At 56.8% G+C, this 24954-nt stretch carries 19 protein-coding genes; 11 read left to right on the forward strand and 8 right to left on the reverse strand.

Features of this window, described 5'->3' with window-relative positions; all coding sequences use genetic code 11:
- Positions 1-287 precede the first annotated feature (287 nt).
- Positions 288-1538: a diaminopimelate decarboxylase gene (gene lysA / locus IEW12_RS28215; RefSeq protein WP_229751405.1), complete on the reverse strand. Its 1251-nt coding sequence runs from the start codon at positions 1536-1538 to the stop codon at positions 288-290.
- A gap of 131 nt (positions 1539-1669) precedes the next feature.
- Here lysA and IEW12_RS28220 point away from each other — a divergent pair, with 131 nt between their 5' ends.
- Positions 1670-2140 carry an Lrp/AsnC family transcriptional regulator gene (locus IEW12_RS28220; RefSeq protein ID WP_188569502.1) on the forward strand — a complete coding sequence of 157 codons (471 nt, stop codon included), beginning with the start codon at positions 1670-1672 and terminating at the stop codon, positions 2138-2140.
- 92 nt (positions 2141-2232) lie between these two features.
- The gene (locus tag IEW12_RS28225; RefSeq protein ID WP_188569503.1) at positions 2233-2754 is read left to right on the forward strand and encodes a TlpA disulfide reductase family protein; all 522 of its coding nucleotides are present in this window, start codon (positions 2233-2235) and stop codon (positions 2752-2754) included.
- A 102-nt stretch (positions 2755-2856) separates the two neighbouring features.
- On the opposite strand, the gene IEW12_RS28230 is transcribed toward IEW12_RS28225, so the two are convergent.
- The 6 genes from IEW12_RS28230 to IEW12_RS28255 all read right to left on the reverse strand — a co-directional run bounded on the left by IEW12_RS28230 (position 2857) and on the right by IEW12_RS28255 (position 13204).
- A complete protein-coding gene (locus IEW12_RS28230; RefSeq protein WP_229751406.1) occupies positions 2857-5910 on the reverse strand; it encodes an efflux RND transporter permease subunit in 3054 nt (1017 codons plus the stop codon).
- A 13-nt stretch (positions 5911-5923) separates the two neighbouring features.
- A complete protein-coding gene (locus tag IEW12_RS28235; RefSeq protein WP_188569504.1) occupies positions 5924-7222 on the reverse strand; it encodes an efflux RND transporter periplasmic adaptor subunit in 1299 nt (432 codons plus the stop codon).
- 113 nt (positions 7223-7335) lie between these two features.
- The gene (locus IEW12_RS28240; RefSeq protein WP_188569505.1) at positions 7336-8763 is read right to left on the reverse strand and encodes an efflux transporter outer membrane subunit; all 1428 of its coding nucleotides are present in this window, start codon (positions 8761-8763) and stop codon (positions 7336-7338) included.
- Positions 8764-9184: 421 nt separating this feature from the next.
- Positions 9185-10189: a tetratricopeptide repeat protein gene (locus IEW12_RS28245; protein ID WP_188569506.1), complete on the reverse strand. Its 1005-nt coding sequence runs from the start codon at positions 10187-10189 to the stop codon at positions 9185-9187.
- Positions 10190-10330: 141 nt separating this feature from the next.
- Positions 10331-11131 carry a bestrophin-like domain gene (locus IEW12_RS28250; RefSeq protein WP_188569507.1) on the reverse strand — a complete coding sequence of 267 codons (801 nt, stop codon included), beginning with the start codon at positions 11129-11131 and terminating at the stop codon, positions 10331-10333.
- 15 nt (positions 11132-11146) lie between these two features.
- The gene (locus IEW12_RS28255) at positions 11147-13204 is read right to left on the reverse strand and encodes a site-specific recombinase (RefSeq protein ID WP_188569508.1); all 2058 of its coding nucleotides are present in this window, start codon (positions 13202-13204) and stop codon (positions 11147-11149) included.
- Here IEW12_RS28255 and IEW12_RS29045 point away from each other — a divergent pair.
- The 9 genes from IEW12_RS29045 to IEW12_RS28295 all read left to right on the forward strand — a co-directional run bounded on the left by IEW12_RS29045 (position 13197) and on the right by IEW12_RS28295 (position 22687).
- Entirely contained in the window at positions 13197-13319 is a 123-nt protein-coding gene (locus IEW12_RS29045) for a hypothetical protein (RefSeq protein ID WP_268237279.1), read from the forward strand. The genes IEW12_RS28255 and IEW12_RS29045 overlap by 8 nt on opposite strands.
- A gap of 60 nt (positions 13320-13379) precedes the next feature.
- Complete coding sequence (locus IEW12_RS28260; protein ID WP_188569509.1) at positions 13380-14696, forward strand: hemolysin family protein; 1317 nt, start codon at positions 13380-13382, stop codon at positions 14694-14696.
- Positions 14697-14892: 196 nt separating this feature from the next.
- Positions 14893-15216, forward strand: a complete 324-nt coding sequence (locus IEW12_RS28265; RefSeq protein ID WP_188569510.1) for an ArsR/SmtB family transcription factor — start codon at positions 14893-14895, stop codon at positions 15214-15216.
- Positions 15217-15281: 65 nt separating this feature from the next.
- The gene (locus tag IEW12_RS28270) at positions 15282-15728 is read left to right on the forward strand and encodes a YeeE/YedE family protein (RefSeq protein ID WP_188569511.1); all 447 of its coding nucleotides are present in this window, start codon (positions 15282-15284) and stop codon (positions 15726-15728) included.
- A gap of 2 nt (positions 15729-15730) precedes the next feature.
- Positions 15731-16177, forward strand: coding sequence for a YeeE/YedE family protein (locus IEW12_RS28275; protein WP_188569512.1), 447 nt, complete (start codon positions 15731-15733; stop codon positions 16175-16177).
- A gap of 69 nt (positions 16178-16246) precedes the next feature.
- Positions 16247-17047 (forward strand): sulfite exporter TauE/SafE family protein, encoded by an 801-nt coding sequence (locus IEW12_RS28280; RefSeq protein ID WP_188569536.1) that lies wholly within the window; start codon positions 16247-16249, stop codon positions 17045-17047.
- An 82-nt stretch (positions 17048-17129) separates the two neighbouring features.
- The gene (locus tag IEW12_RS28285; RefSeq protein WP_188569513.1) at positions 17130-17741 is read left to right on the forward strand and encodes a hypothetical protein; all 612 of its coding nucleotides are present in this window, start codon (positions 17130-17132) and stop codon (positions 17739-17741) included.
- A gap of 249 nt (positions 17742-17990) precedes the next feature.
- Positions 17991-20480: an acyl-CoA dehydrogenase gene (locus IEW12_RS28290; RefSeq protein WP_188569514.1), complete on the forward strand. Its 2490-nt coding sequence runs from the start codon at positions 17991-17993 to the stop codon at positions 20478-20480.
- Positions 20481-20605: 125 nt separating this feature from the next.
- Positions 20606-22687 carry an acetyl-CoA hydrolase/transferase C-terminal domain-containing protein gene (locus IEW12_RS28295; RefSeq protein ID WP_188569515.1) on the forward strand — a complete coding sequence of 694 codons (2082 nt, stop codon included), beginning with the start codon at positions 20606-20608 and terminating at the stop codon, positions 22685-22687.
- 112 nt (positions 22688-22799) lie between these two features.
- On the opposite strand, the gene argS is transcribed toward IEW12_RS28295, so the two are convergent.
- The gene (gene argS, locus IEW12_RS28300; RefSeq protein ID WP_188569516.1) at positions 22800-24536 is read right to left on the reverse strand and encodes an arginine--tRNA ligase; all 1737 of its coding nucleotides are present in this window, start codon (positions 24534-24536) and stop codon (positions 22800-22802) included.
- Between the last annotated feature and the right edge of the window lie 418 nt (positions 24537-24954).

Consider the following 24954-nt stretch of genomic DNA (forward strand, 5'->3'; position numbering starts at 1 on the left):
TGCTTCGCCAAAAAAGGTAGGCCAAAAAAGGCGACCGCAGACTTGCCCTACGGGTGATGGCGCAGTGCGCCATCACATTTTGTGCATCACAAAAAATGGGAAACAGACGAAACTCGCCTGCGGCTCAAACAACGTCTGTTTCTGATCCATTTTCTGTAACGCACAAAATGCTACGTCCCCAGCGGGGATAGATCAAAAACAGAGGCAATCAGGCTTTTGCCTAGCAAGTGGTCGGTGTCTGCAAATACACTTCATCTCGGATTTCGTGATGACAGATCCATAGTTTCTTACAATTCCAGCGCGATCAATTCCTGCACCGTCTGGCGGCGGCGTATTAGCTTGATGTTGTCGCCGTCTACCAGCACTTCCGGGATCAGCGGGCGTGAGTTGTAGTTGGACGACATGCTGGCGCCGTAGGCGCCGGTGTCGTGGAACACGAACAGGTCGCCTATGTCGCAGGCTGGCAGGTCTTGTGTGGTGACCACGCCGCCGTCTTCCTGCGTGAACACGTCACCGGATTCACACAGGGGGCCGGCAACGACTGTCGGGCGTAGCGCGGTGCTGCGGGCGTCGCCATTGGGGGCGTGGGCGGTGATGCGGTGGAAGCTGCCGTACATGGCCGGGCGGGCCAGGTCGTTGAAGCCGGCGTCCACCAGCGCGAAGAAATTGCTGCCTACCTGTTTTTGCGCGCGCAGCTCAGACACCAGGATGCCGGATTGCGCGACCAGGAAACGGCCGGGTTCGATTTCCATGGTGATCGCGTGGCCCAGATAGGCTTCTATTTCTTTCCTGGCCTTGTCCCAGATCTCGAAATAATGCGCGGTATCCACTTCGCCTTCACCGTCGCGGTAGGGGATGGACAGGCCGCCTCCGATGGAGATCGCAGACAGGTCGCGGCCGCAGGCTTTGACCTGCTGTATCATCGCCTCGCACACGCTTTGCAGATGGTCATAGTCGACACCCGAGCCTATGTGCATATGCAGGCCGATCAGGTTCAGATTGTATTGCGCGATGATCTGCATGCACTGCTGCAATTGCTCAAACCAGATGCCATGCTTGCTTTGCTCGCCGCCGGTATTGGTCTTGCGGCTGTGGCCGTGACCAAAGCCGGGATTGATGCGCAGCCATACCGGATGGCCCTGGCTATTGCCCGCCGTTGCCTGGCCCAGTTGTTCCAGCATTTGCGGTGAGCCGCAATTGACTGGAATATTCAATTCGACCACCCTTTTCAAGGCGTGGCGGTCCAGCAGATCGGCTGTGAAGACGATAGGCGCATGCTGGATGTCGCCGGGTTGGAAGCCGGCGACCAGTGCGCGCTCCACCTCACCGAGAGACACCGAATCCACCATCACGCCTTCTTCCTTCATCAGTTTCAGCAAATGAATGTTGGAGGAGGCCTTTTGCGCAAAACGGATCACGTCAAAGCTGCGCAGGCGGGCGATCTGCTTGCGGATGACGGCTGCATCATAGATCCAGCACGGGGTCTGGTATTGTTCGACGATCTTGCTGATTTGGGCGCTGGTGGTCATGGTGGTCAATAAATTTCAAAAGATGGGGAATAAAGGAATCTGCTTATAATGTACCAAGCTATGACACAGAATTGAACGGGCTTCCATAAGCAAAAGGCCTGTTCAGTCAAGAATTGAATGGAAATCGCCCGGATTACCTTATGAACCAGAAAATAGACGGCTTTGATCAGAAAATCCTGCAATTATTACAACAGGACGCCCGTATGTCGCATGCAGAAATCGGCCGCCAGGTGCACCTGAGCCAGCCGGCGGTCTCCGAGCGCATCAAGCGCCTGGAAAGCTCGCAGGTGATACGGGCATATAAGGCCGACATTAACCCCAAGGCGCTGGGCTACCAGATCACTGCGATGATACGCCTGTCCACCCAGCAGGGGCGTCCTTATGCCCAATATGTCGCGGAGTGTCCGGAAATCGTGGATTGCTATACCGTCACCGGCGAAGACGGCGCGGTGATGCGCGTATTGGCAACCGACGTGGAGCACTTGCAGCGCATCATCAATGAATTGAATGCCTTTGGCTCCACCTCAACCGCTATCGTTTTGACAACCCATGTTGCCGGTAAGGCGATTACCGCACCGGTACGTTTATCCGATGGAACTCAACAAAATTAAATAGGTCGTATAATGCGGGTACCTGATCGCATGGGCTTGGCAGTGCTTGAGCCGCCTATGCATAATCTATCGCATGACTTATTGGAATCTCCATGTTAGCGCCTTCTTCTCCGGTCAAATTCAAGATATTTTCAGTGGTTGCTGCGGTCGCGCTGATTGCGCTGGCGGTGACCTTCTTTTCCCTGTCGAACAAGCCGCAGGCCCCTGACGTTACCTTCGTTAACCTGAAGGGTGAAAAAATCACGTCGCAGAGCCTGCGCGGCAAGGTGGTGATGGTCAATTTCTGGGCGACCTCCTGCGAGACTTGCGTGGCCGAAATGCCGCACATGATAGAGACCTACAATAAATACAATAAGCAGGGTCTGGAATTTGTCGCGGTTGCCATGAGCGAAGATCCTCCAAACTATGTGCTGAACTACACGGAGACGCGCAAGCTGCCGTTTGATGTGGCGCTGGACGTACAGGGCAAGCTGGCCAAGGCCTTCGGCGACGTCAAGATGACCCCGACCACCTTCGTGATCGACAAGCACGGCAATATTCTGAAGCGCTATCTGGGCCAGCCTTCCTTCCCAGAGTTGCATCAGTTGCTGGACAAGGCACTGGCTTCTGCTTAAAGACGACAGAGGCTGGTTCTAAAGCATCCAGCCCCGGATAATAAAAAGCCGCTATACCCGGAAAGGTGTAGCGGCTTTTTCAATTCTGACTAGAGCTGTTCGCTATAGGCTGCGCTTGGGAAACAGCTTGCGCACCACATCATCCACATAGGTAAATACGACAGGTATCACCAGCAGGCTGAGCAACGTGGAGGTAATCAGGCCGCCTATCACCGCAATCGCCATCGGTGCGCGGAAGCTTGGATCTATCCCTATGCCCATCGCAATCGGCAGCATGCCGGCACCCATGGCGATGGTAGTCATCACGATGGGCCTTGCGCGCTTGTGGCCGGCATCTAGCAGCGCTTCCATGCGTGTCATGCCTTCGCGCCGCGCGACGATCGCATATTCCACCAGCAAGATGGAGTTCTTGGTCGCTATGCCCATCAGCATGATCAGGCCTATCAGCGACGGCATGGAGAAGGCGCTGTGTGTCAGCAACAGTGCGACGAAGGCGCCGCCTATCGACAAGGGCAGCGCCGCCAGGATGGTCACCGGCTGCATGAAATCCTTGAACAGCAATACCAGCACCATGTAGATGCACAGCACGCCGGTCAGCATGGCCAGGCCGAAGCTGAGGAACAAGGTGCCCATTTCTTCGGCATCGCCAATGATCACGCGCGACACGCCAGCCGGCAAGTTTTTCACGCTGGGCAGCTTGTCTGCCGCATCGCTGACTTCACCCAGTGTCAGGCTGTTCAGTTCCACGTCAAAAGTCACATTGCGTGAACGGTCCAGCCGGCTGATCTGGGTGGGGCCGCTGCCCAGCGCGATGTCGGCCACCTGGCCCAGCATCACATGGCCGGTCTTGGTTGGTACCGACAGGCGTGACAATTGTTCCAGGTCGGTCCGTGCAGAACTGGGGAAGCGGACCACGATGGGAATTTGCCGTTCCGGCAAATTCATTTTTGCCAGCGCCACGTCATAGTCGCCGACGGTGGCTATCCGTATGGTCTCTGCGATAGCCGTAGTCGTTACACCAAGATCGGCGGCGCGTGCGGCATCGGGTTTGATGATCACTTCCGGCCGTATCAGGCCAGCGCTGGAGCTGATCGAGCCTATGCCCGGCAGTGTGCGCAATTCCCGCTGCACATTGTCTGCGACAGTAGTGAGCGTATCCACATTTTCGCCGACCAGTACCAACTGGTATTTTTCGCCGGTATTGCCCAGGCCTATCGTTGTGCGCACGCCGGGCAGGGTTTGCATCATTTCGCGGATATGTCCTTCAATCGCAGTCTTGGTTTCTTTCCTTTGTGAGCGCGGCACCAGGGTCAAGGTCAGGCTGGCCTTGCTGACCGAGCTCACCCCGCCTGAAGTGAAAGGATCGCCACCGGCAGTACCGCCGCCTACCGCGGTATAAACTTTCACGACGTCCTTGCGCGATGCCAGGAGCTTTCTCGCACGCTCCGCCATGGCCAGTGTTTCGGCATAGGTGCTGCCGGGCGCCAGTTCCATCTTGACCACGGTCTGGGACCTGTCATCGGCAGGCACGAAGCCCGTGGGCAATAGCGGCACCAGCGCCAGCGAGGCGATGAAAAACAATACCGACATCAGGGCCGTCAGGAAGCGGTTTTTCAGGCACCAGTGTGCAGCGCGCATATACATTTGCATCAGCTTGCTGTCTTTTTCTTCGCCGTGGAAGATGGGTTTCAGCATGTAAGCCGCCATCATCGGCGTCAGCAGGCGCGCGACGACCAGCGAGGCCAGTACCGCCAGCGAGCAAGTCCAGCCGAACTGCTTGAAGAATTTGCCGGCAACGCCGGTCATGAAGGCGGTAGGCAGGAAGACCGCGACCAGCGTGAAGGTGGTGGCGATCACCGCCAGGCCGATCTCGTCCGCCGCCTCCATCGCTGCCTGCAAAGGCGATTTACCCATGCGCAGGTGGCGCACAATGTTTTCGATTTCCACGATCGCATCATCGACCAGGATGCCGACCACCAGCGCCAGCGACAATAAAGTCACGGTATTGAGCGTGAAATCAAACAGGTACATGCCAAGGAAGGTTGGCACTACCGACAGCGGCAGCGCAGCAGCAGATACCAGCGTGGCGCGCCAGTCGCGCAGGAACCACCACACCACCAGCACCGCCAGCAAGGAACCTTCAAATAGCAGGTACATGGAACCGTTGAAGGATTCCTGCACCGGTTCGACCATATTGTAGGCTTCGTCAAACTTCAGGTCGGGCTGCGACGCGCGCATTTTTTCCAGCGCCTCGCGTATGCCCTTGCCTACGGTCACTTCGCTGGCACCCTTGCTGCGGGTAATCTCAAAACCAACCACGGGCTTGCCATCCAGCAGCGCAATCGAGCGCCGTTCGGCGACCGTATCCTTGACGTTGGCGATCTGGCCCAGCTGTATGCGGCGGCCATCGTTGAGCGACAATTCCATATTAGCCAGGTCATGTGCGCTGGCCACATTGGCAATCGTGCGCACTGTCTGTTCGCCTTCTCCCAGGTTGGCGCGGCCGCCGGATGCATCTTTTTGCACCTGCAATAGCTGGCGCGACACTTCTGCCGCAGACACATTCAATGCCGCCATGCGGGCAGGGTCCAGCTCTACCAGTACTTCGCGGTTGACGCCGCCGACGCGCGATACCTTGCCTATGCCGCGTACCGCCATCATGGCCTTGGTGACCTGGTTGTCCACCAGCCAGGACAAGCCCTCTTCATCCAGCCTGGACGAGCCTACCGTGTAGACCAGGAAGGGCACGCCGCTGAATTCCACCTTGCCGATGATAGGGTCCTTGGCGTCGCCCGGCAGTTCGCCGCGCACGGTGCCGACGGCATTGCGGACGTCGTCCATCGCTTCCGTGATCGGTTTTTCCAGCACAAACTGCACCATGATCAGCGATTGGCCGTCCTGCACCGTGGAGTAGATATGTTTCACGCCCTGCAGGCCGGCGACTGCATTTTCCAGCTTGCGGGTGATTTCACTTTCTATCTGGGCCGGTGCCGCGCCCGGCAAGACCGTGGTGATGTTCACCATCGGCAGTTCTATGTCAGGAAAATCCTGCACCTTCATATTGTGGAAGCCGATCAGGCCTGCCAGCGTCAGCAGGATGAACAGCAATACCGCCGGAATCGGGTTCTTGATCGACCATGCAGAAAAATTGATCATCGTGTCTGCCCGCTCATTTCACCGCTGCCTTGGCTTTGCCGGATTTTTCACTGCCGGAACTGCTGCTGCCAGTTGGGGGCGCAAGCGCGGCAACCACGCGCACCGTGTCGCCATCGGCCAGGAAGCCGGCGCCGCTGTCGACGACCTTGGCATCTGCCTGCAGGCCGCTGAGGATTTCGGTGCGCCCTTGCTGCGTGCGGCCTTGCGTTACACGTAACTGCTTGATCCTGCTATTGGCGTCGACCGTGAATACGCTGGCATAGCCGTCGCGTATCACCACGGCATTGGCCGGTACCGACAGTGCGCTGCTTTCGCCGAGCACGAATTCGCCTTTGGCAAACATGCCTGCCTTCACATTTGTCATCGCTGCCGCATTGCCGGCCATGTCCACATACACCAGCGCCTTGCGGCTCTGCGGATCTACGGTGGGTGCTACCGTCCTCAGCTTGCCGTTGATGACCGTGCCATCCGCAGAAAATACATGCACCGCCTGGCCGCTGCTGAGCTTGGCGGTTTCTTCGGCGGTGACTTCGGCGCGCCATTCGAGCCGGCCCTGCCGTATCAGGCGAAACAATTCCTGCCCGCCGATAGAGATAGCGCCTATGGTCGCCGTACGGGACGAAATGATGCCGTCATCCGGCGCTACGACGCGAGTGTGCTGCATGCGCAGGTTGCCGGTTTGCAGCGCTGCCTTGGCGGCAGTCAGCCTGGCCGCAGCGGTATTTCTGGCGGTGGCGTACTGGCTGATCTGCTGCACGCTCATCGCGCCGCTGTCTTTCAGTTGCAGCGCGCGCCTGGCATTGCTTTGCGCTTCGGCCAGCGTGGCCTCTGCTTCGGCCACGGCGGCACTTTGCTGCGCCACTTCTGCCTGTATAGTGTCGTCCGAAAATCTTGCCAGCAATTGTCCTTTTTTTACCTGGTCGCCGACCTGTACCAGCAATTCGCTGAGACGCACGCCGTTCAATTCCGTCCCTATGATGGATTCCTGCCATGCCGCGACGCTGCCGTTGGCCGCAAGGGTGGAAGTCCACGAACTGTTCTGCGGCGCTGCGAGGGTAACGGTCAGCGCCGGGCGGCCGGCTGCACCGGACGGGCTTGCGGGTGCGCTGGCGGTTGTAGATATCGCAGATGCTGCAGCGGACGCAGAAGATGCAGTGGACGAGGCAGAGGCAGTCGTAATGGGTGTAATTGGCGCGGCTGGGCTATTGTTGTTTGCCGGCGCATCCTTCTTGATAAACAGGAAGCCGGCCGCCACCAGCCCCAGTACGGCTGCGATGGCGATTGCCAGTGTATTTTTAGGTTTGTACTCCATGAGCCGACTCCAGTATCTGTTTTTTCTATAAGCCCGTGAAGTTCGCCAACGGACTTCATGCTGCGGGCTGCGCGGCCTTCCCCTGCAATGCCAGGGCGGTGAGGCCTGCGGGTTTACTCCTGTTTTGTCTCTGCCTGCCAGTCGCCGCCGACTGCCTTGTACAGGGCTATCCATGCTGCGGCCTGGTCACGCTGCAGCATCAGCTTCTGGTGCTGGCTGGTCAATTGCTGGCGCCTGACTTCTTCCCGCTCCAGCACGCTATAGCTGCCGGCTTTCAGGCCTGCTTCGCTGGCCTGCATCGCGATATTCTGAGCTTCGTCAATTTTTTGCTGCTGCAGCAGGTTCTGGTTTGCCGCATCCAGCCGCAGCAAGGCTTCTTCCACTTCTTTTACGGCGAGCAAGGTCTTTTGCTTGAAGGCCGCCAGCATTTCTTCGTAGCGTGCATTGGCATTGTCCAGTGCCGCCCTGCGGGTCCCTGCATCAAACAGCGGCAGATCCAGCACCGGGCCGAAGAACCAGCTATTGCCTTGCTGGTTTTGCCCGTTGATGCTGTACGTGTATCTTCCTACTGCTCCCATCAAGGATAGGGAAGGGTAGCGGCGGGCGTCTGCCACGCCCACTTCCGATGCGGCTGCCGTCAAGTTTTGCAGCGCCGCGCGCATGTCCGGGCGTTGCAGCAAGACCTTGGCCGGCACGCTCTCGACGACAAAGCTGGCCGGCTGCGGCATCTGGGCTGCGCGTGTCGCCAACAGGCTGCGCAGTTCGGGTTCCGGCATGCCGGTCAGGACCACCAGTGATTTGACGGTGATCGCGCACTCGGTTTTTTGCTGCTGCAACTGGGTCAGTGCATTCGCCAGCAGCGTATTGCTCTGTGCCATTTCCACGGCGGAAATGAAGCCCGCGCCTATTCTTTGCTGGAAAAGTTTTTGCGTCAGTGTTTGCGAGTTGGCGACTTTTTGCAGGATGTCTTGCTGGATCTCGCAGGTGCGCAGCGCCACATAGGCGTTCGCCACTTCGGCTGACAAGCTGATCCTGGCATCTTGCCATTCATTCTCGCGTGCCTCCACCCGGGCTTGCGCGCCGCTGCGCGTGATGGATGCTCCGCCGAACAGGTCCAGCTCCCAGCGCGCATCCAGCCCGCCTATTGCATAGCTCTGTTTTACCGGCGGCGGTTGCAAGGGACTGCGGGTGCTGGCATAGACAACTCTTAAATCGACGGAAGGCCACAGCGCGGCACCGGCAGATGCGGCATCGGCTCTTGCCTGCGCGATACGCGCGGCGGCCTGTGCCAGGCTGGTATTGTCTTGCAGCGCCTTAGCCTGCAGATCGGTCAGTACCGTATCTCCCCAGCCTGCCCACCAGGCCGCCATCGACGCCACCCGGTTTGTCTCTTCTGCAGGCAGTGGTGCTTCCCACTGAGGGCCGGGTTTGACCAGGGCCTGTGCATCCGGATGTGGAGCCGTCACCCAGCAGCCGTGCAAGCTCAGCGTAGCCAACGCGGCCACAGCAGATATTGCCAATTGGAAAGATGACTTTGGCATCTTTAGCAGCATGAAGGGCCTTCGTGCCGAACACGTCCGCACAGCAGGCTGAACCTAGGGATTTGCATAGGAAATTCTGTTGCCACTATTAAATATTTAACCATAATACCTATACAGGACGACCGTCAATCATATTCGTCTGACTAGGGCTGACTCTGGTATGAATACAACTGAATTGGTGCTGAATTGATGCCGAATTGATTCAGCTGATGGCCTTGATATGCGGGATAGGGCGAAGAAGCGGATGGGGAGGTATTTTGCTGCGAAAAACGGGGCCTGCAGAAATTTCAGCGAAGAATCACAGAAATGTTGGGTAAGTGCTAAGAATGGCATCCAGCCACAATCCAGTCAGCGGCGAGATTGCTGAAGCAAAATTGCCGGAAAACGTGCTTTCCGGCAATTTTTTTTAGCGGACGGGGGGCTAGCTTTTCAGGGTTTTCAACTGATCTTCCGCGTCCGACTTCATTTTCTTGCGCAACTCAGGTTTGACACTGAGTGCCTTCTCGTAAGCGCTGACCGCTTTGGACTTGTCATTCACAGCCTGGTAGCACTGGCCCAGGCGGTAGTAGATATGTGCGCGGCCCTCTACAGCGATGGCTTTTTCAAAGTAAGGAATTGCATCGCGCTGTTTGCCTTGCTCCTGCAAGTTGCGGGCAAAGCCATATGCACCCAGTTCGCTGTCAGGATAGCGTTGCTGCAAATCGCGGAAGACGCGCTCCGCGTCTGCATATTTTTTTTGCTGCACATAATTGCTGCCCACTCCGGATAGCAGATTGCGCTGTATGTCGCTGAGGGAGGGGGAGCCGGCAGTATTCACCGCCAGCACATCGGTTTCCACCTTGGCGTATTTGTCATCACTGAGATCAATCTGCGCCTGCAGCAGCTTGCCTGCAACGGGATTCAGCTTGGTGGTTTCGGCAACCAGCGCCTGCGCCTTATCCTTGCCGCCGCCGACAAAGCCGGGTGCCTGCAAGTAGTACTGCAACAGTGAAAAGCGGGCATCGTAGTTTTTCGGATCCAGTTCTACCGCCTTCTGGAAGGCATTGCGTATCTTGCCCGCATAACCCATTGCCGACATGATGCCCGCCGACACTGCCTTGGTGCCCAGCACATTGCCCAACGCCTCATGGCATTCGGAATTTTGCGGGTGGGCCGCGATACATTGCTCAGCCAGCTTGGCTGCCTCGTCCAGACGGCTTTCTTTGCCTTCATTCAGGATCAGTTCGGTCCTGGCGACCAGCGCGTCGGCATTGCTGGGGTCCGCCGCCAGCTTGCTGCTGACTGCACGCTCGACTTCGGCATACTTCTTGGCGCGCAACTGCTCAGAATACTCATGGGCGCTGGCGGATTGTGCTACCAGCAGCGAACACAGGAGGGCGGCGCTGACCGATGACAGTCGGGCTGCCTGGTTGAAGCTCAATTTCATGCAGTCTCTTTCATAGAGGTGGATGGGACGAGGGCGGTGGTAAAAGCACTGGCGAAGGCCGAAAATTAGCTTTCGGCTAACAACGCGCGAACCAGGGAAACGGATGACCGGCCCGGAAAAATAGCGCTCTTTCAAGCAATATCAGCGCGTCGCATTTTGGCGGGCATCTTGCTGCAAGCTCTGCTGCAGGCTTTGCAATGGATGCTTGTTGACCTGTATCAGTCCGCGTTGTGGCCGGTCCAGATCCAGGATGGAGAAGATCACCAGGGCCACCAGCAAGGCAAAGCTGCAGGTGGCAAACAGGTTGCGGTGGCCGATCGCACCGCAGGCATAACCACTCATGGCGCCAGTCAGCAAAGCGGATATCAGCAATAGCCAGATCACCAGCTCCGGTACATGATTTTCACCGGCTTCGATTTGCTCGGAACTGATGTCTATCATGTCATTCAGTGCTGTGACAAACAAGGAATTACTGATGCTCTTTTCCTGCTGCATTTCCGTGCTGGCGATATGCCAGATCTGCTGTTGCAGCGCCTCCGTCTGGCTGGCAGCCAGCTTGGCCTTGGCGCCGTCGATTCCCGCCCGGTAGCCTTCAAGGCGCGCATCAACGTACTGCCGCAATAATTTCTTCGTCTGGCCGCGAGCATTGTCAGCCAGCAGCTCGGTACGCAGATACACGGTGCCGATCGCATTTGCCTCCTTCAGTATCACACCCTTGCGCAGGTCATAGCGTGCAGACGCCATCGCAAAAGAAAACGCCAGCAGCAAGCCTAGCAAGGCCAGTGCAGCCCCCATCAAGGTAGAGAACACACTGCTGGAGCGCTCATACTCCGCTGGATTGCTGCGCCTTCCTATGCGGTAGCTGGCTTCAATCACCAACAGTAGTGCAAACAGCAGGGCCAGAGCCAGTTGCCAGGCATCGATAGCGTACAGCACTTCCATAGGCAGCTTTCCTTTTCAGTGTGGTTTGTCGTGCGACTCTGAATGCTCATCGGTACTGGTGGCCGCCGGCGCCACGCTCAATACCGGTTCAGTGTCTTTTGGCGGAAAGAAGAAATCGCGCGTGCCGCTGAAGAAGCGTTTCAGTATCAGCAGCGCCAGTGCGCCGCCGCGGCCGAAGCTGACCCGCCGTGAGCGCAGTGCCACCAGCAGTGCCAGGCTGAAGCTGACACCCAGATTGACCATGCCTATCAGCATGATGCCGCACAGAGAATACAGCGCCAGTTGCCAGCTGATGTGATGGTCAAGTCCTACCAGCGCAAACGCAAAATTGGCGCTGGAAAAAGTAATATGGCGTATGTCTATCGGCAAGCCGAAGAAGGAACCCAATTGACCTATGGTGCCCAGCATGATGCCGAAAAAGAAGTTACCTGCCAGTGCGCCCAGGTTGTTGCCTATGTAGCCGGTGATACGGTTTAGCCGGTTTTCGCCGAGTATTTTTTGTAGCCACTTCAACTGCCTCAAGCGTTCCGGGATATTGCTGTAACTGGCCTTGTTGTCGTAATAGCCGGAGATCAGTCCGGACAGGAACAGGCAGACCCCGGCAATCGCCGCATGCGGCAGCGCCAGGCTATAGATGGGGTCTATGTCTTCCAGCAGGTGTCTGGCCTTGTCGGGCGACACCAGGTGGCTGCCATAGATGCCGTACCAGGCCCAGGCGATCGCATATGCGGTCGGTATGGCCAGTGCGACGTTGCCGATGATGGCGATGAATTGCGAGCGCAATACACGGACTACCAGTTCCACCAGCTCGTACAGTTTTTCCTTGCCCTCGTCGATGGATTTTGCGATCAATGCTGCGGTCATCGCCGGCTGCTTGGTCGCCACCGTAAAATGCAGTACGTGGATCAGCATGAAGCCGAAAGAATAGTTCAGACTGTACAGCAGTGCATAACCGAAAGGCGCGAGCAACATTTTGCCGAACAGTATCTTGATCGTCGCCATGAAGCCGACAATGAAACCGGCTCCCAGTGCGGAGCGCAGCATCTCATACCACTCGCTGCGGTTATTGGTGACGTAGTGCTCGCCGCTGCGCCCGGCACGCTCGGTTACCTGCAAGGACAAGAGTTCGGTATTGCTGCTGACCAGGTCGGTGAGGCTGCTCTTGTGGTTGTCGGCCGTGACCAGCTCTTTCAGACAACGCACGCTGATCAGTATTGCGTCTTCGCTGTTCTTGCTGTCCAGCAGATCCAATAGCATGCGCAGGCGCTTGATGCTTTGCGTCACCCGTAACAGCAGGCGCGTCAGGCTGACAGACGCACCTTGGGTCGCAGCATTGCGGCGTATCTTGACGATGATGTCTTCACATTGCGTCAGCAAGACCTCGACATGGGCGCCGTCCTCGCGCTCGGATTTGCGGTCCACCAGCCAGGCGCTGTACTTGGCGATATAGGCATTGATCTCGTCGTTCTGGCGCAGGAAGGGCGATTCGAAGCGTTCTATGTCGGGATGATTGCGCACCAGTTCCGATTCCAGGCCGATCGCAGTGACGCGGTAAGACAGCACCTGTATCGCTCCCAGTATTTCCTGGGTTACGGTCGCATACGAAGGGCGCAGCTTGTTGACGCGGAACCCAAGAGTGCTGAACAGGCTGGCCCAGGCCGCGTCGCTGACGGCAGCGACCCAAATATGGTCATCCGTGCGGTCGAACAACTGGCCGAATACGTCTTTCAGGTAATCGTCATTGATCAGCGGCGGCAGCCATTTTTCCGTCAGCCTGTGCCAGGCAGCACCCCAGAAGCCCTGGTTGGGCGTGATACCGGTGTCTGTCAGCAGGTGCACCAGTTTGCGCGTGACAACCACATTGGCAATATATTCGCGCAATCCTTCGGCCCAGGCCGGATGCTGGTCCAGCACAAAGCACAGGGCACGGATATTGTCGGTAGCGGTGACAACATCATGGGGTTTGCGTGGCCGTATCCTGGCGACGAGTTCGCGTAGCAGGGCGATGTCACGGTGGGGGGTATGTTGCGCGTTGTTACTAACGATGCGAATAAGGACGTCATCTATGGACAATATTGCTCTCCTTCTTGGTCCTGTAGGTTCCCAGATTGATGAACCCGTGTTGATTTTAAGTCATTTTCCCCGCAAAAAGGGTTTTGTCGATGTAGTTGCCGCCTGCACCGTCTGAGGGGGACGTGGGCTGCTATGGTAAAGTGGAGGCTTGTTCATAAAATAGTAGGTCTGCTCGTTGGATAATCTTTTGCTGGTGATTGCCGCCTTGTTCCTGGTGGTGTTGAATGGTTTTTTTGTTGCGGCTGAGTTCGGCCTGGTAAAACTGCGGCAGACACGGGTGCGCGCCATCGCAAAAACCAGCGGCGTGCAGGGCCGCATACTTGCCACTGTCCATCAGCGTCTGGATGCTTATCTGTCCGCGTGCCAACTGGGCATCACGCTGGCTTCACTGGGCCTGGGCTGGATAGGTGAACCGGCTTTTGCCCGCTTGCTGGAACCCCTGCTGAGCGCCATAGGCGTTACCTCGCAGGACCTGATCCATGGTATTTCCTTCTTCTTCGCTTTCTTCGTCATTTCCTTCCTGCACATCGTCGTCGGTGAGCTGGCGCCGAAGTCCATGGCGATACGCATGCCGGAGCGGGTCTCCTTGTGGACCGCACCCGCTCTGTATCTGTTTTACTGGGCCATGTATCCCGCCATCTGGACCCTGAACTGGAGTTCCAACAAGGTGCTCAGCCTGCTGGGGCTGGATGAGCATCATGGAGGCGATGCCCACTATTCGCAGGACGAGCTGAAGCTGATCCTGCGCACCCGCCACCCGGGCGACAAGCTGGTCAGCGACGAGCGCAGCATCATGGCGCAGATGCTGGACTTTGCGGATCTGGAAATTTCCGACCTGATGCGCCCTATCAATGAAGTGGTGGCGATGTACAAGGAAAAATCGCTGGAAGACAATATGCAGACGGCTTACCGCAACCGCTTCAGCCGCTACCCGTATTTCGACAGCGACGGCAAGACAGTGCTGGGGATGCTGCATCTGAAGGATCTGTTTCTGGCCAGGCAGGGCAACAAACCGGTGGCCGATCTTGGCAAGCACCTGCGCCAGGTAGAGTTCGTGCCGCCTACCATGCCGGCATTGGAATTGTTCCGCCGCTTCCGCAAGGGCGCGCCGCATTTTGCGATTGTCGGCTACAAGGGCAGCAAGCCGGTTGGATTCCTGACGCTGGATAATTTGCTGAGCGCACTGGTCGGCCAGATTCGCGACGAATTCCGCCAGAATGAAAATGACTGGACGCGTCAGGATGACGGCACCTTGCTGGGCAAGGGCAGCCTGCCTCTCTATACGCTGGGTACCGCGCTGGGTATAGACCTCGATAGCGAAGAAGTGGAATCCATAGGCGGCTTGATCATGCACCAGTTGGGAGACTTGCCGGAAGAGGGGCAGAAAGTTGAGTTCGATCACTTTGATGCCGTGGTCAAAAAAATGAATGGCCCGCGCATTGTTCTGGTGCGCATCTATCCCAAGGATGTGGGCGACACCCACCACCCTTAAGCCGCAAAGCGGCCTGGGTCAACTGCATTCACTTTGACTCGGGCCAGCCAAATTCTTCCAAAACTTGCCGATACCTTTCGCCGGTGAAATCCACGGCACTCTCGCGGGGTGAGGATTTCATTAACATTATATTGAAATATATAATGTTATTTCATATACTATGTAGTGAATACAGAGCGCAGCAAGAATGGAGTGCATGGATACCGCGAAAAAATTACCCGATATGGATTTGATGCGTGCCGCCGCCGGGGAGGCCAGCGCAGTATTGTCTGCGCTCGCCAATCCCGACCGCTTGCTGCTGCTATGCCAGCTCAGCCAGGGGGAAATGGCGGTGAGCGAGCTGGAAGAGCAACTGGACATCCATCAGCCTACGCTGTCGCAGCAATTGGGTGTATTGCGCAACCAGTCGCTGGTGAACACCCGGCGTGAAGGCAAGCGCATCTTTTATTCCATCTCGGACCCGCGCGTGCTGAGCTTGCTCTCCTTGCTGTATGACTTGTATTGCCCGAAGCCGGAATAATAAAAACAGGGAGCCGTAGCCGCTGAGCCACTCAATTTGCTGCACTTTCTAAGTAAGGAGACATCATGTCCATCGCCTGGAGTAATTTCACGCCTTATAGCGCTTTGCTGGGGGGAGTGCTGATAGGCCTCGCTGCCGCGGCACTGATGCTGTTCAATGGACGCATTGCCGGCATTAGCGGCATAGTCGGTGGCCTGTTTGGCCGTTCTGCTTCGTTTAGTGCGGGCGACAAAGGCTGGAGGATAGCCTTTGTGCTTGGCCTGGTCCTGGCGCCTTTTGCTTACCGCTTATTTGCTGTATTGCCGGAAAGCCAGGTCGATGCGTCCTGGCCGGTGCTGATCGTTGCCGGATTGCTGGTAGGCTTCGGCACTCGCTATGGCTCCGGCTGCACCAGCGGTCACGGCGTTTGCGGCCTGTCACGCTTTTCTGCGCGTTCACTGGTGGCGACGCTGCTGTTCATGGCCGCCGGTTTTGTCACGGTGTACTTGCTGCGGCACTTGCTGAGAGCATGATCATGCCTATACTGTTGTCAGGATTGGCGGGCTTGCTGTTTGGCATAGGCCTGATCGTTGCCGGCATGGCGAATCCAGCCAAGGTGCTCGGTTTTCTGGATATCGCGGGTGCCTGGGACCCGTCGCTGGCGCTGGTCATGGGCGGTGCCATTGGTATAGGCAGCGTGGCGTTTGCCGCGGCCAGACGGCGCAGTAAATCGCTGCTGGGTTCGTCCATGCAATGGCCCACGGCAAGCGGGATAGACCGCCGCCTGGTGTTGGGCAGCCTGATGTTTGGCATAGGCTGGGGACTGGCAGGCATTTGCCCAGGCCCTGCAATGGTTTTGCTGGGCAGCAGCAACAGCGGCAGCGGCAAGGCATTGGTTTTTGTCGTCGCCATGCTGTTGGGCATGCTGGTATTTGAATTGCTGCAGCGGCCCACAAGGACGCTTGCACAACATGAAGCTTAGGGTTCGGCACCACCGAACTATTGACTTACTTGGACGGCGCAGGCGAGGCTTGCGGACCTTATGATCACACTGATTATTTCTTTAGCTCTGGGTATTCTGGTCGGTTCCGTGATGGGGCTGACAGGCGCCGGTGGCGGCAGCATCGCCGTACCCGCGTTGGTGGCGGGGCTGGGCTGGAGCATGCAGCAGGCGATGCCGGTGGCATTACTGGCTGTTACCGGCGGCGCGGCGGTTGGCGCTATCGAGGGCCTGAAGAAAAAGCTGGTGCGTTACCGTGCGGCGATGCTGATGGCTCTAGTGGGAATTCCATTTACCACTATCGGGGTCAAGGTCGCGCATACCATGTCGCAGCAGTGGCTGATGATCGTGTTCGCCATCGTGCTGCTCATCATTGCGGTGCGCCTGTTCCTGCAGCACCGGGTGCCGGAAGGAAACGACGAACAAAGGCATACCGTATGCCACATCAATGCGCAAACCGGCCGGTTTGACTGGACGCTGTCCACCGGTTTGATCATAGGAGCAATAGGCAGCCTGGCCGGCTTTTGCACCGGACTGCTGGGTGTGGGCGGCGGTTTTGTGATTGTGCCCATGCTGCGCCGCTTCACCAATGTCAGCATGCACGGAGCGGTTGCCACATCATTGCTGGTGATCGCGCTGGTAGGCGCATCTGCGGTAGCCAGCGCCTTGCAGCACGGTGCTGAACTGCCATTGGCATTTACGCTGTCTTTTGTCATTGCTACCGCCGGCGGCATGCTGGCGGGCCGGCTTTTTGCCCGGCGCTTGTCGGCGCATGTGATACAGCGCAGCTTTGCAACGATGCTGCTGTTTGTTGCCGGTGGTCTCTTGCTGAAGGCTGCCGCTTTGTTTTGATGGGGCGAAGCCGCATGTATTAAATTGCAATTTTTAATGTTATTATTATTGCAATTTAATTTCGTGCGAATTCGTTCTCATTATGAAAAAGCTGCTGATCGCCCTGTGCTTGCTGCCTATGCTCGCATTTGCGAAGACGGAAATGCTGACTGACAATGCCGGTAATCCGATCCTGGAGCAATTCGGTGAAGAAGGTTTTGTCGATTGCGTATTCAGGATCAGCAATTTGACTGAGGCTGGAGACAGCTACCGCTTTCACATGAGTGCTGCTCACCAAGGCGATGTGTTGGGCCTTGATGTCGTCGTTGCCAAGGGAATCAAGGGCGCTTTTGACGCAAGCCTGAATCTGATAAAGGAGCATGTGGTCGCCCAGGGCGTCCGCTTCATACGTTCGGGACCGGAAAGTGATCGCCTGATCTCGGTGCTATCGGGCTTGTATGGAAATCCGCCGAAAAAATTGAAAATGGTCAGTCAGGAATCTTATACGGCGATTGCTTTGCATCAGGGAAGTATCGATATCAGTGCCGAGCCGGTCAAAATCAAGATCTTCGGAAAAGATGGCGATACGGAAAAAGCCGATGCCTATTACGAGACTTTCTTCAATCTCGATCTTAAAAAACGCCTGGTATTCTGGAATGAAAAAGACCAGGGCTATCGCAAGCCCTTGATGCAAGCGCTGACTGCTGCTAACTGAAGCTGGCACTAGACTGGTATATACTTGGCCATGCCGGGTTTGCAGTGTCCAATACCTTCCGCTTATTCCCCCTTCCTCATTTCTTCCTGCTTTCTTCCAAAACATTCTTGCCGAACTTGGCTGCATTGTTCGTTGCCGCACCGATTCCACAGGTGCTGTGGTGCATTGTGCCATGTAAGAAACAAGCGGTGCGACCAGTGAGGATGTCCTGATCGCCTGGCATAGCGAACGATAAAAAAGGGGAATCCCATGATCTGGTGGATTGGCTTGTTCATCATTGCATTTCTGGCGCTCAGCTATACCCAGGCGGGGGCGTGGTTCTGGTTTGGCGCGGCCGCGGTCTGGCTTGCAGCCGGTTATTCATCGCAACTCATAGGCGGGCTGGGCCTGACGGTCTTCGCCATCCTGCTGTTTGTGCCCATGGCACTGATCGCAATACCGTCGCTGAGGCGTGCGCTAGTCTCGCCTTACATCTTCAAGCTGTTCAAGCAAATCCTGCCGCATATGTCGGGCACTGAGCGCGATGCGCTGGAAGCAGGCACGACCTGGTGGGATGCGGAACTGTTTTCAGGCAAGCCGCAATGGAAAAAGCTGCTGGACTTGCCGCAGCCTGCATTGAGCCCTGAGGAGCAATCCTTCCTGGACAACGAGGTTGATCAGCTATGCGAAATGGTCAATGACTGGGAAAGTACGCAGGTCTGGCAAGACGTGCCTCCCCAGGCATGGCAATTTATCCGCGACAAGGGTTTCCTGGGCATGATCATTCCCAAGCGTTATGGCGGCAAGGAATTTTCCGCCTATATGCATTCGCAGGTAATCATGAAACTATCATCGCGCTGTTCGGCGCTGGCGGTATCCGTGATGGTGCCCAATTCGCTGGGGCCGGCTGAGCTGTTGTTGCACTATGGCACTGAAGAACAAAAGAATTATTATCTGCCGCGTCTGGCAAAAGGCAAGGAGTTGCCTTGTTTCGCGCTGACCAGCCCGTATGCGGGCTCGGACGCTGCCGCCATTCCTGACATAGGCATAGTCTGCCGCGAAATATTTAACGGGGTGGAGACACTGGGATTCCGTGTGACCTGGGACAAGCGCTATATCACGCTGGGGCCAATAGCGACTTTGCTGGGCCTCGCCTTCCGCGCCGTCGATCCGGACAAGCTGCTGGGGAATGATACTGAGATAGGCATTACCTGCGCGCTGATACCGACCAAACACCACGGCGTGGTGACAGGCCGCAGGCACTGGCCTCTGAATGCGGTGTTCCAGAATGGCCCTACCTCGGGCGAAAATGTCTTCATCCCCATGGAATGGATCATAGGCGGCCAGGCGCAGGTCGGCAAAGGCTGGCGCATGCTGATGGAATGCCTGGCGGCGGGGCGCGCGATTTCACTCCCGTCCTCCAATGTGGGCTCCTCCAAGTTTGTCGTGCGTGGCACCAGCGCCTATGTCGCCTTCCGCAAGCAATTCCATGCGCCGATAGGCAAGTTTGAAGGCGTGCAGGAAGCGCTGGCGAGAATGGGCGGCCATCTGTATATGATGGATGCTGTGCGCAAGATATCCGCTTTGTCGATAGATCGCGGTGAAAAGCCGGCGGTGATTTCCGCCATCGCCAAATACCACGTCACCGAGCGGGCGCGCATCGTCGTCAATAACGGTATGGATATCGTCGGAGGCAAGGGTATCTGCATGGGCCCCAACAATTTCCTGGCGCGGGCCTATCAGCAGGTGCCGATTGCCATTACGGTAGAGGGCGCAAATATCCTGACGCGCTGCCTGATCATCTTCGGCCAGGGCGCGATACGCTGCCATCCATTCGTGCTGAAAGAGATGAATGCCGTCAATGAAGAAAACCCGCACAAGGGACTGCATGATTTTGATGCCGCTTTCTTCGGCCATGTCAGCTTTGTATTTGCCAATCTGGCGCGCTCCATCGTCTATGGTTTTACCGGCGGCCATGCAGCTTCAGCACCGCAGGCGGTCAGTGAAGATGTTGAGGAATACTATCAGGCAGTAGGCCGCCTTTCTTCTGTATTTGCGCTGATGACGGATGTATCGATGTTTGTTCTGGGCGGATCGCTGAAGCGCCGCGAAAGCATCTCCGCTCGCCTGGGCGATGTGCTGTCGCAGATGTATCTGATCAGTTGCACGTTGAAGCGTTTCGAGGATGAAGGCGCCCAGGAAGAGGATCTGCCCTATGTGCATTGGTCGATACAGGATGCGCTATACCAGGCGCAGGAAGCCTTGCTGGGTGTAATGGAAAATTTTCCGAACGCGTTTCTTGCCGGCGTCATTTGTTTCCTGGCATTTCCTTTTGGGCGGCCTTTCCGCAAACCTGCCGACTTACTGGGCATAGAAGTAGCGGATGCAATGCAGGTCAGCGGCGATAGCCGTGACCGCCTGCTGGCGGATACTTACCTGTCACGGGTCAGTGCAGACCCCGGCTCATATGGAGAACTGGCGCTGCAATTGCTGCCTAGGGTCAATCTGATCGAGAAACGCCTGAAAGATGCGATCAAGGCCGGCAGCCTGCCGCCTATACCGCAAAGCTTTATCGACATGCAGCAATGGATACGCGATGCGGCGGACAAAGACGTGATAGACGGCATAGAGCAAAGCGTGCTGTCGGAATTCGCCAGTTACGGCGACAGGGTGGTGCAGGTGGATGACTTTCCGCAGGATTTTGGTGCGGAGGAAGACCGCGAGCAGAGGCAGGCTGCAGACAAGCGGCAGGCTGCCTGAGTTCCCTCGCACATTCCCGGCACTTAACCAAGTGTGGTGCCATTCCCTGGCATCCAGCACGCCGGTAGCATCGCACTCCTGCTAAGATAGGCGCTTCATCACTATCCTGGCGGGAGTAGCGGCTCTTGAAACAACCCCTCTATCTGGACGACACAGAAGTCGCGGTGGATGCCTTGCTAAGCGCGATAGGCAAACGTGTCGTCGTCGGCACCCCGCTGGGCATAGGCAAGCCCAATCATTTCCTGAATGCGCTGTTTCGCCGCGCCCTGCATGACCCCAGCCTGCAATTGAAGATCATCACCGCGCTGTCGCTGGAAAAACCTTCCGGTTCCAGCGAGCTGGAAAAGCGTTTTATCGATCCTTTTGTGGCGCGCGTCTTCGGCGAATATGAAGACCCAAACTATATTGCCGCGCGCCGTAATAACACGCTGCCGGCGAACATAGAGGTGATGGAATTCTTCATGAAGCCGGGCGCTTCCGTGAACGAGGACTACACCCAGCAGCATTACGTCTACAGCAATTACACCAGCGTCGCGCGCGACATGATGCTGCAGGGCCTGAATGTGATTGCCCAGGAAGTAGCAGTGGACGGAGCTGGCGATGCGCTGCGCTACTCCTACTCCGGCAATCCGGAAGTCACCCTGGACTTATTGGATATGGCGGCAACGGAAGGCGCCGCACCCGTGTTTGTGGTCGGCTGTTGCAATCATAAGCTTCCCTTCATGGAAAACGACTCAGTAGCCGCTGCGGAGGATTTTGATTTGATATTGCGTGACCCGGCCTGCACGCACCAGCCATTCGCATCGCCCAATTTGCCGGTATCCCTGCAGGACTATGCGATAGGCTTGTATGCCAGTGCTTTCGTCAAGGATGGCGGAACGCTCCAGATCGGTATAGGTGCGCACGGCGATGCGATTGCGCAGGCGCTGATCGTACGCGAGCAGCATAACGATGCGTATAGCCAGATCATGACGGCATTGTTCCCGGCAGGTGTTCCGGAATCTGCGCATACCGGGCGTTTTCTCCAGGGCTTGTACGGTTGCAGCGAAATGTTCGCCAACGGCTTACTGAAGCTGATACAGGCAGGCATCATACGCCGCCAGGTCTACGATCATGCGGGTTTGCAGGCCTTGATCAACCAGGGGAAATTGCAGCCGCTGGTCGATCCGCAGATCTTGGCCATCTTGCGCGAAGACGGGCTAATAGGCAGCAGGCTGACGGAGAGAGACCTCGCCTTTTTGAAGCGCTACGGCATATTCAAAAGCGATACCGCCCTGAGCGCCCTGCATGCCGATGCCGCGCTGGAAACACAGGCGCTGGATCTGGATAAAGAATTCAAAGGCGGTGTCTGGATGCATGGAGGCTTCTTTCTCGGGCCTACCGACTTTTATCAGGCGCTGCGCGATCTCAGTCCCATAGAGCGCAGCAAGATAGGCATGAGCCGTATCAGTTTCATCAACGCGCTGTTCGGCCACGAGCAATTAGCGAGCTTGCAGCGGCGGGATGCACGCTTCATCAATACCGCGATGATGGTCAGCCTGCGCGGCGCGGCCGCATCGGATACCCTGGAGTCGGGCCGGGTGGTCAGCGGCGTAGGCGGTCAATACAATCTGATCGCGATGGCGCAAGCCCTGCCGGATGCCCGTTCGGTGCTGATGGTGCGCGCCTGCCGCTCGCAACATGGCCGGGTAGTATCGAATATCGTGTGGAATTATGCACAGGCGACGATACCTGCGCACTTGCGCGATATTGTGGTCACCGAATATGGCGCGGCAGATTTGCGCGGCCAGACCGACAGCGAATGCATCAAGCGGCTATTGGCCATTGCCGATTCGCGTTTCCAGCAGGCTTTGCTGGAGCAGGCCAAGGCCAACGGCAAGATCGCCAGGGACTATGTGATCCCGGAGCAGCTTTGCCACAATACGCCGACCGCGCTAGCCGCACGCCTGGCGCCGTGGAAAAAAGACGGCACGCTGCCTGACCTGCCTTTCGGCACCGACTTTGACGCGGATGAGCTGCGCATCATGGGCGCGCTGAAACGGCTGCAGGCGCTGTCGCAAAAACCGCTGAAACTGCTCGCTGTGCTGCTGAGGCAATTATGGCTTGGCAAGAAGATACCGGATACATATCTTCAAAGAATGCGGCTGGATACTGTGCAGGGCATGAAGCTGCGCGTAATGAAGGCCTTGTTCATTGCCGTTTTTTAGACCCGGCCTGCAATTTCCGGCTAGCTAGGTCCATGGTCAGACATCATTTGGATGGAAAATAAAAAAGCCCGCCGCTTATCCTAGCGACGGGCTTTGATGCATTTGACATCTGTTACATGGTTTCCAGCACTTCTATGCCAAGCAAGCCCAGGCCGGTGCGCAAGGTATCTGCAGTCAGGCGGCATAGTTGCAAGCGGCTGCCGCGTACCTGCTCTGTTGCATTCAGTATCGGGCAAGCCTCGTAAAAGCGCATCAGCGATGCAGACAATTCATAAAGGTAAGTGCACAGATAACTCGGCATGGCCTCGCGCACCACGGTATGGATTGCCTCGTAAAAGCGCGTCAGGTGAAGTGCGAGCTGCCGCTCTGCCGGGTCAATGATGCTGATGGCCGCAGCCTGATCCCATTCGCCGGCGCGACGCAATACGCCGCGCACCCGGGTGTAAGCGTATTGCAGGTAAGGCGCAGTATTGCCTTCGAAAGACAGCATGCTATCCCAATCGAAGACATAATCCGTGCTTCTGTTTTTGGACAAATCAAAATATTTGACCGCGCCTATGCTCACTGCCTTGGCGATCGCACGGCGCTCGGGTTCAGGCGTATCAGGAGTCTTCGCCGTAACCAGGTCGAATGCCCTGGAAGTTGCCTCCGACAGCAGGTCGGCAAGCTTTACCGTATCACCGCTACGCGTCTTGAATGGTTTGCCGTCATCGCCAAGCACGACGCCGAATCCAACGTGTTCCAGCTGGACCTCGGGCGGGCAATAGCCTGCGCGGCGCGACAATGAGAATAACTGCTGGAAATGCAGTTGCTGGCGCGCGTCTACGACGTATAGGATGCGGTCGGCTTTCAATGTGCCGACACGATAACGCATTGCGGCCAGATCGGTCGTCGAATACAGATAACCGCCATCCTGCTTTTGCACGATGTACGCCGCCGGTTCGCCTTTGTTATTCGCGAAGTCATCCAGAAAGACGACTTGGGCACCTTCGCTGGTCGTTGACAGGCCGCGCGCTTTCAAATCGGCCACGACGACAGGCAAGTCGTCGTTATAGGCACTTTCACCGTGTACGTCGGCACGCGTCAGGCCAACACCCAATGCACGGTAAATTTCTTCGCAATGATGCATGGAAATTTCTAGGAAGCGCTTCCACGAAGCGCCAACATGGGGGTCGCCGCCCTGCAGCTTTACGACATACTCGCGCGCGCGATTGGCAAAGTCCTGGTCTTCATCGAAGCGTTTTTTTGCGCTTTTGTAAAAGACTTCCAGGTCGGCAAGATCCATGCTTGCGGTGCCGGATTGCTCGCCGTCATCCAGATACGCGGTCAGCATCCCGAACTGCGTGCCCCAGTCGCCCACATGGTTTTGCGCGATGACCTCATGGCCGGCGAAACGGAAGACGCGCGCCAGCGCGTCGCCGATAATCGTCGACCGCAAATGGCCCACGTGCATTTCTTTGGCAAGGTTGGGCGAGGAATAATCAATGACAACCCGTTGCTGGGCTTCCTGCGATACGCGAGCCAGTCCCAGGTCTCCAAGGCGCAGTGCCTCCGTCAGGCGATGCGACAGGTATTCGGGTGCCATCTTCAGGTTGATAAAGCCTGGGCCGGCAATCTCAATGGTGTTGACGATGCCGTCCAGTTCCAGCTTGTCGACGACCTGTTGCGCAAGTAGGCGTGGATTGGTTTTTGCTGTCTTTGCCGCCGCCATCACGCCATTGACCTGGTAATCGCCATGCTCAGGTCGTCCCGAAGGCTGAACATTGGGAACAGCGTCGGGATATCCTGCCGCCGCGAGGGCATTCTGGACTTTATGATTAAGGAGTTTTAATAATGACGAATTCGGCATGTATGGCTTTTGTTGCGATCACAGATCGGAGTAAGTGAAAAATGAAGATGAAGTGGATCAAAAGTCTACCATCTTGCGGAGCATCTTCCTATGCCTGTGCATTGCATGGGCTAGGGCCTGTTAACAATTAAATTGGGAGATGCGTTCCAAGCAAAACGCGGGCTGGCAAGGCGCGCAACGCAGTTAAGGCTAATGCCTTAACAAGGAGTGCAACGCAGTCCAGCAGGCGTTTTGCTTGGAACCAGGAGGGAATGGGTCTAAACAGGCTTAGGGCGTTGTTGTAGCCCGCTGTTTCATACTGCGGCGCGGACTACGCCTAGCCCTATACCTGTTTAGACCCATTCGCACTCCTAATTTAATTGTTAACAGGCCCTAGTGTGAATACGCAAATAAAAAAGCCCGTCGCTTGTTCAGCGAC

The sequence above is a fragment of the Parundibacterium terreum genome (assembly GCF_014636315.1).
Taxonomy (GTDB): domain Bacteria; phylum Pseudomonadota; class Gammaproteobacteria; order Burkholderiales; family Burkholderiaceae_D; genus Undibacterium; species Undibacterium terreum.

Excerpts from the sequence above, each read along its gene's own strand:
- IEW12_RS28240 (WP_188569505.1), bottom strand. The coding sequence starts at position 8,763 with ATGCCAAAGTCATCTTTCCAATTGGCAATATCTGCTGTGGCCGCGTTG.
- IEW12_RS28270 (WP_188569511.1), top strand. The coding sequence starts at position 15,282 with ATGTCCATCGCCTGGAGTAATTTCACGCCTTATAGCGCTTTGCTGGGG.
- IEW12_RS29045 (WP_268237279.1), top strand. The coding sequence starts at position 13,197 with ATGGACAATATTGCTCTCCTTCTTGGTCCTGTAGGTTCCCAGATTGAT.
- IEW12_RS28245 (WP_188569506.1), bottom strand. The coding sequence starts at position 10,189 with ATGAAATTGAGCTTCAACCAGGCAGCCCGACTGTCATCGGTCAGCGCC.
- IEW12_RS28250 (WP_188569507.1), bottom strand. The coding sequence starts at position 11,131 with ATGGAAGTGCTGTACGCTATCGATGCCTGGCAACTGGCTCTGGCCCTG.
- IEW12_RS28220 (WP_188569502.1), top strand. The coding sequence starts at position 1,670 with ATGAACCAGAAAATAGACGGCTTTGATCAGAAAATCCTGCAATTATTA.
- IEW12_RS28275 (WP_188569512.1), top strand. The coding sequence starts at position 15,731 with ATGCCTATACTGTTGTCAGGATTGGCGGGCTTGCTGTTTGGCATAGGC.
- IEW12_RS28290 (WP_188569514.1), top strand. The coding sequence starts at position 17,991 with ATGATCTGGTGGATTGGCTTGTTCATCATTGCATTTCTGGCGCTCAGC.
- argS (WP_188569516.1), bottom strand. The coding sequence starts at position 24,536 with ATGCCGAATTCGTCATTATTAAAACTCCTTAATCATAAAGTCCAGAAT.
- IEW12_RS28230 (WP_229751406.1), bottom strand. The coding sequence starts at position 5,910 with ATGATCAATTTTTCTGCATGGTCGATCAAGAACCCGATTCCGGCGGTA.
- IEW12_RS28265 (WP_188569510.1), top strand. The coding sequence starts at position 14,893 with ATGGATACCGCGAAAAAATTACCCGATATGGATTTGATGCGTGCCGCC.
- IEW12_RS28285 (WP_188569513.1), top strand. The coding sequence starts at position 17,130 with ATGAAAAAGCTGCTGATCGCCCTGTGCTTGCTGCCTATGCTCGCATTT.
- IEW12_RS28235 (WP_188569504.1), bottom strand. The coding sequence starts at position 7,222 with ATGGAGTACAAACCTAAAAATACACTGGCAATCGCCATCGCAGCCGTA.
- IEW12_RS28225 (WP_188569503.1), top strand. The coding sequence starts at position 2,233 with ATGTTAGCGCCTTCTTCTCCGGTCAAATTCAAGATATTTTCAGTGGTT.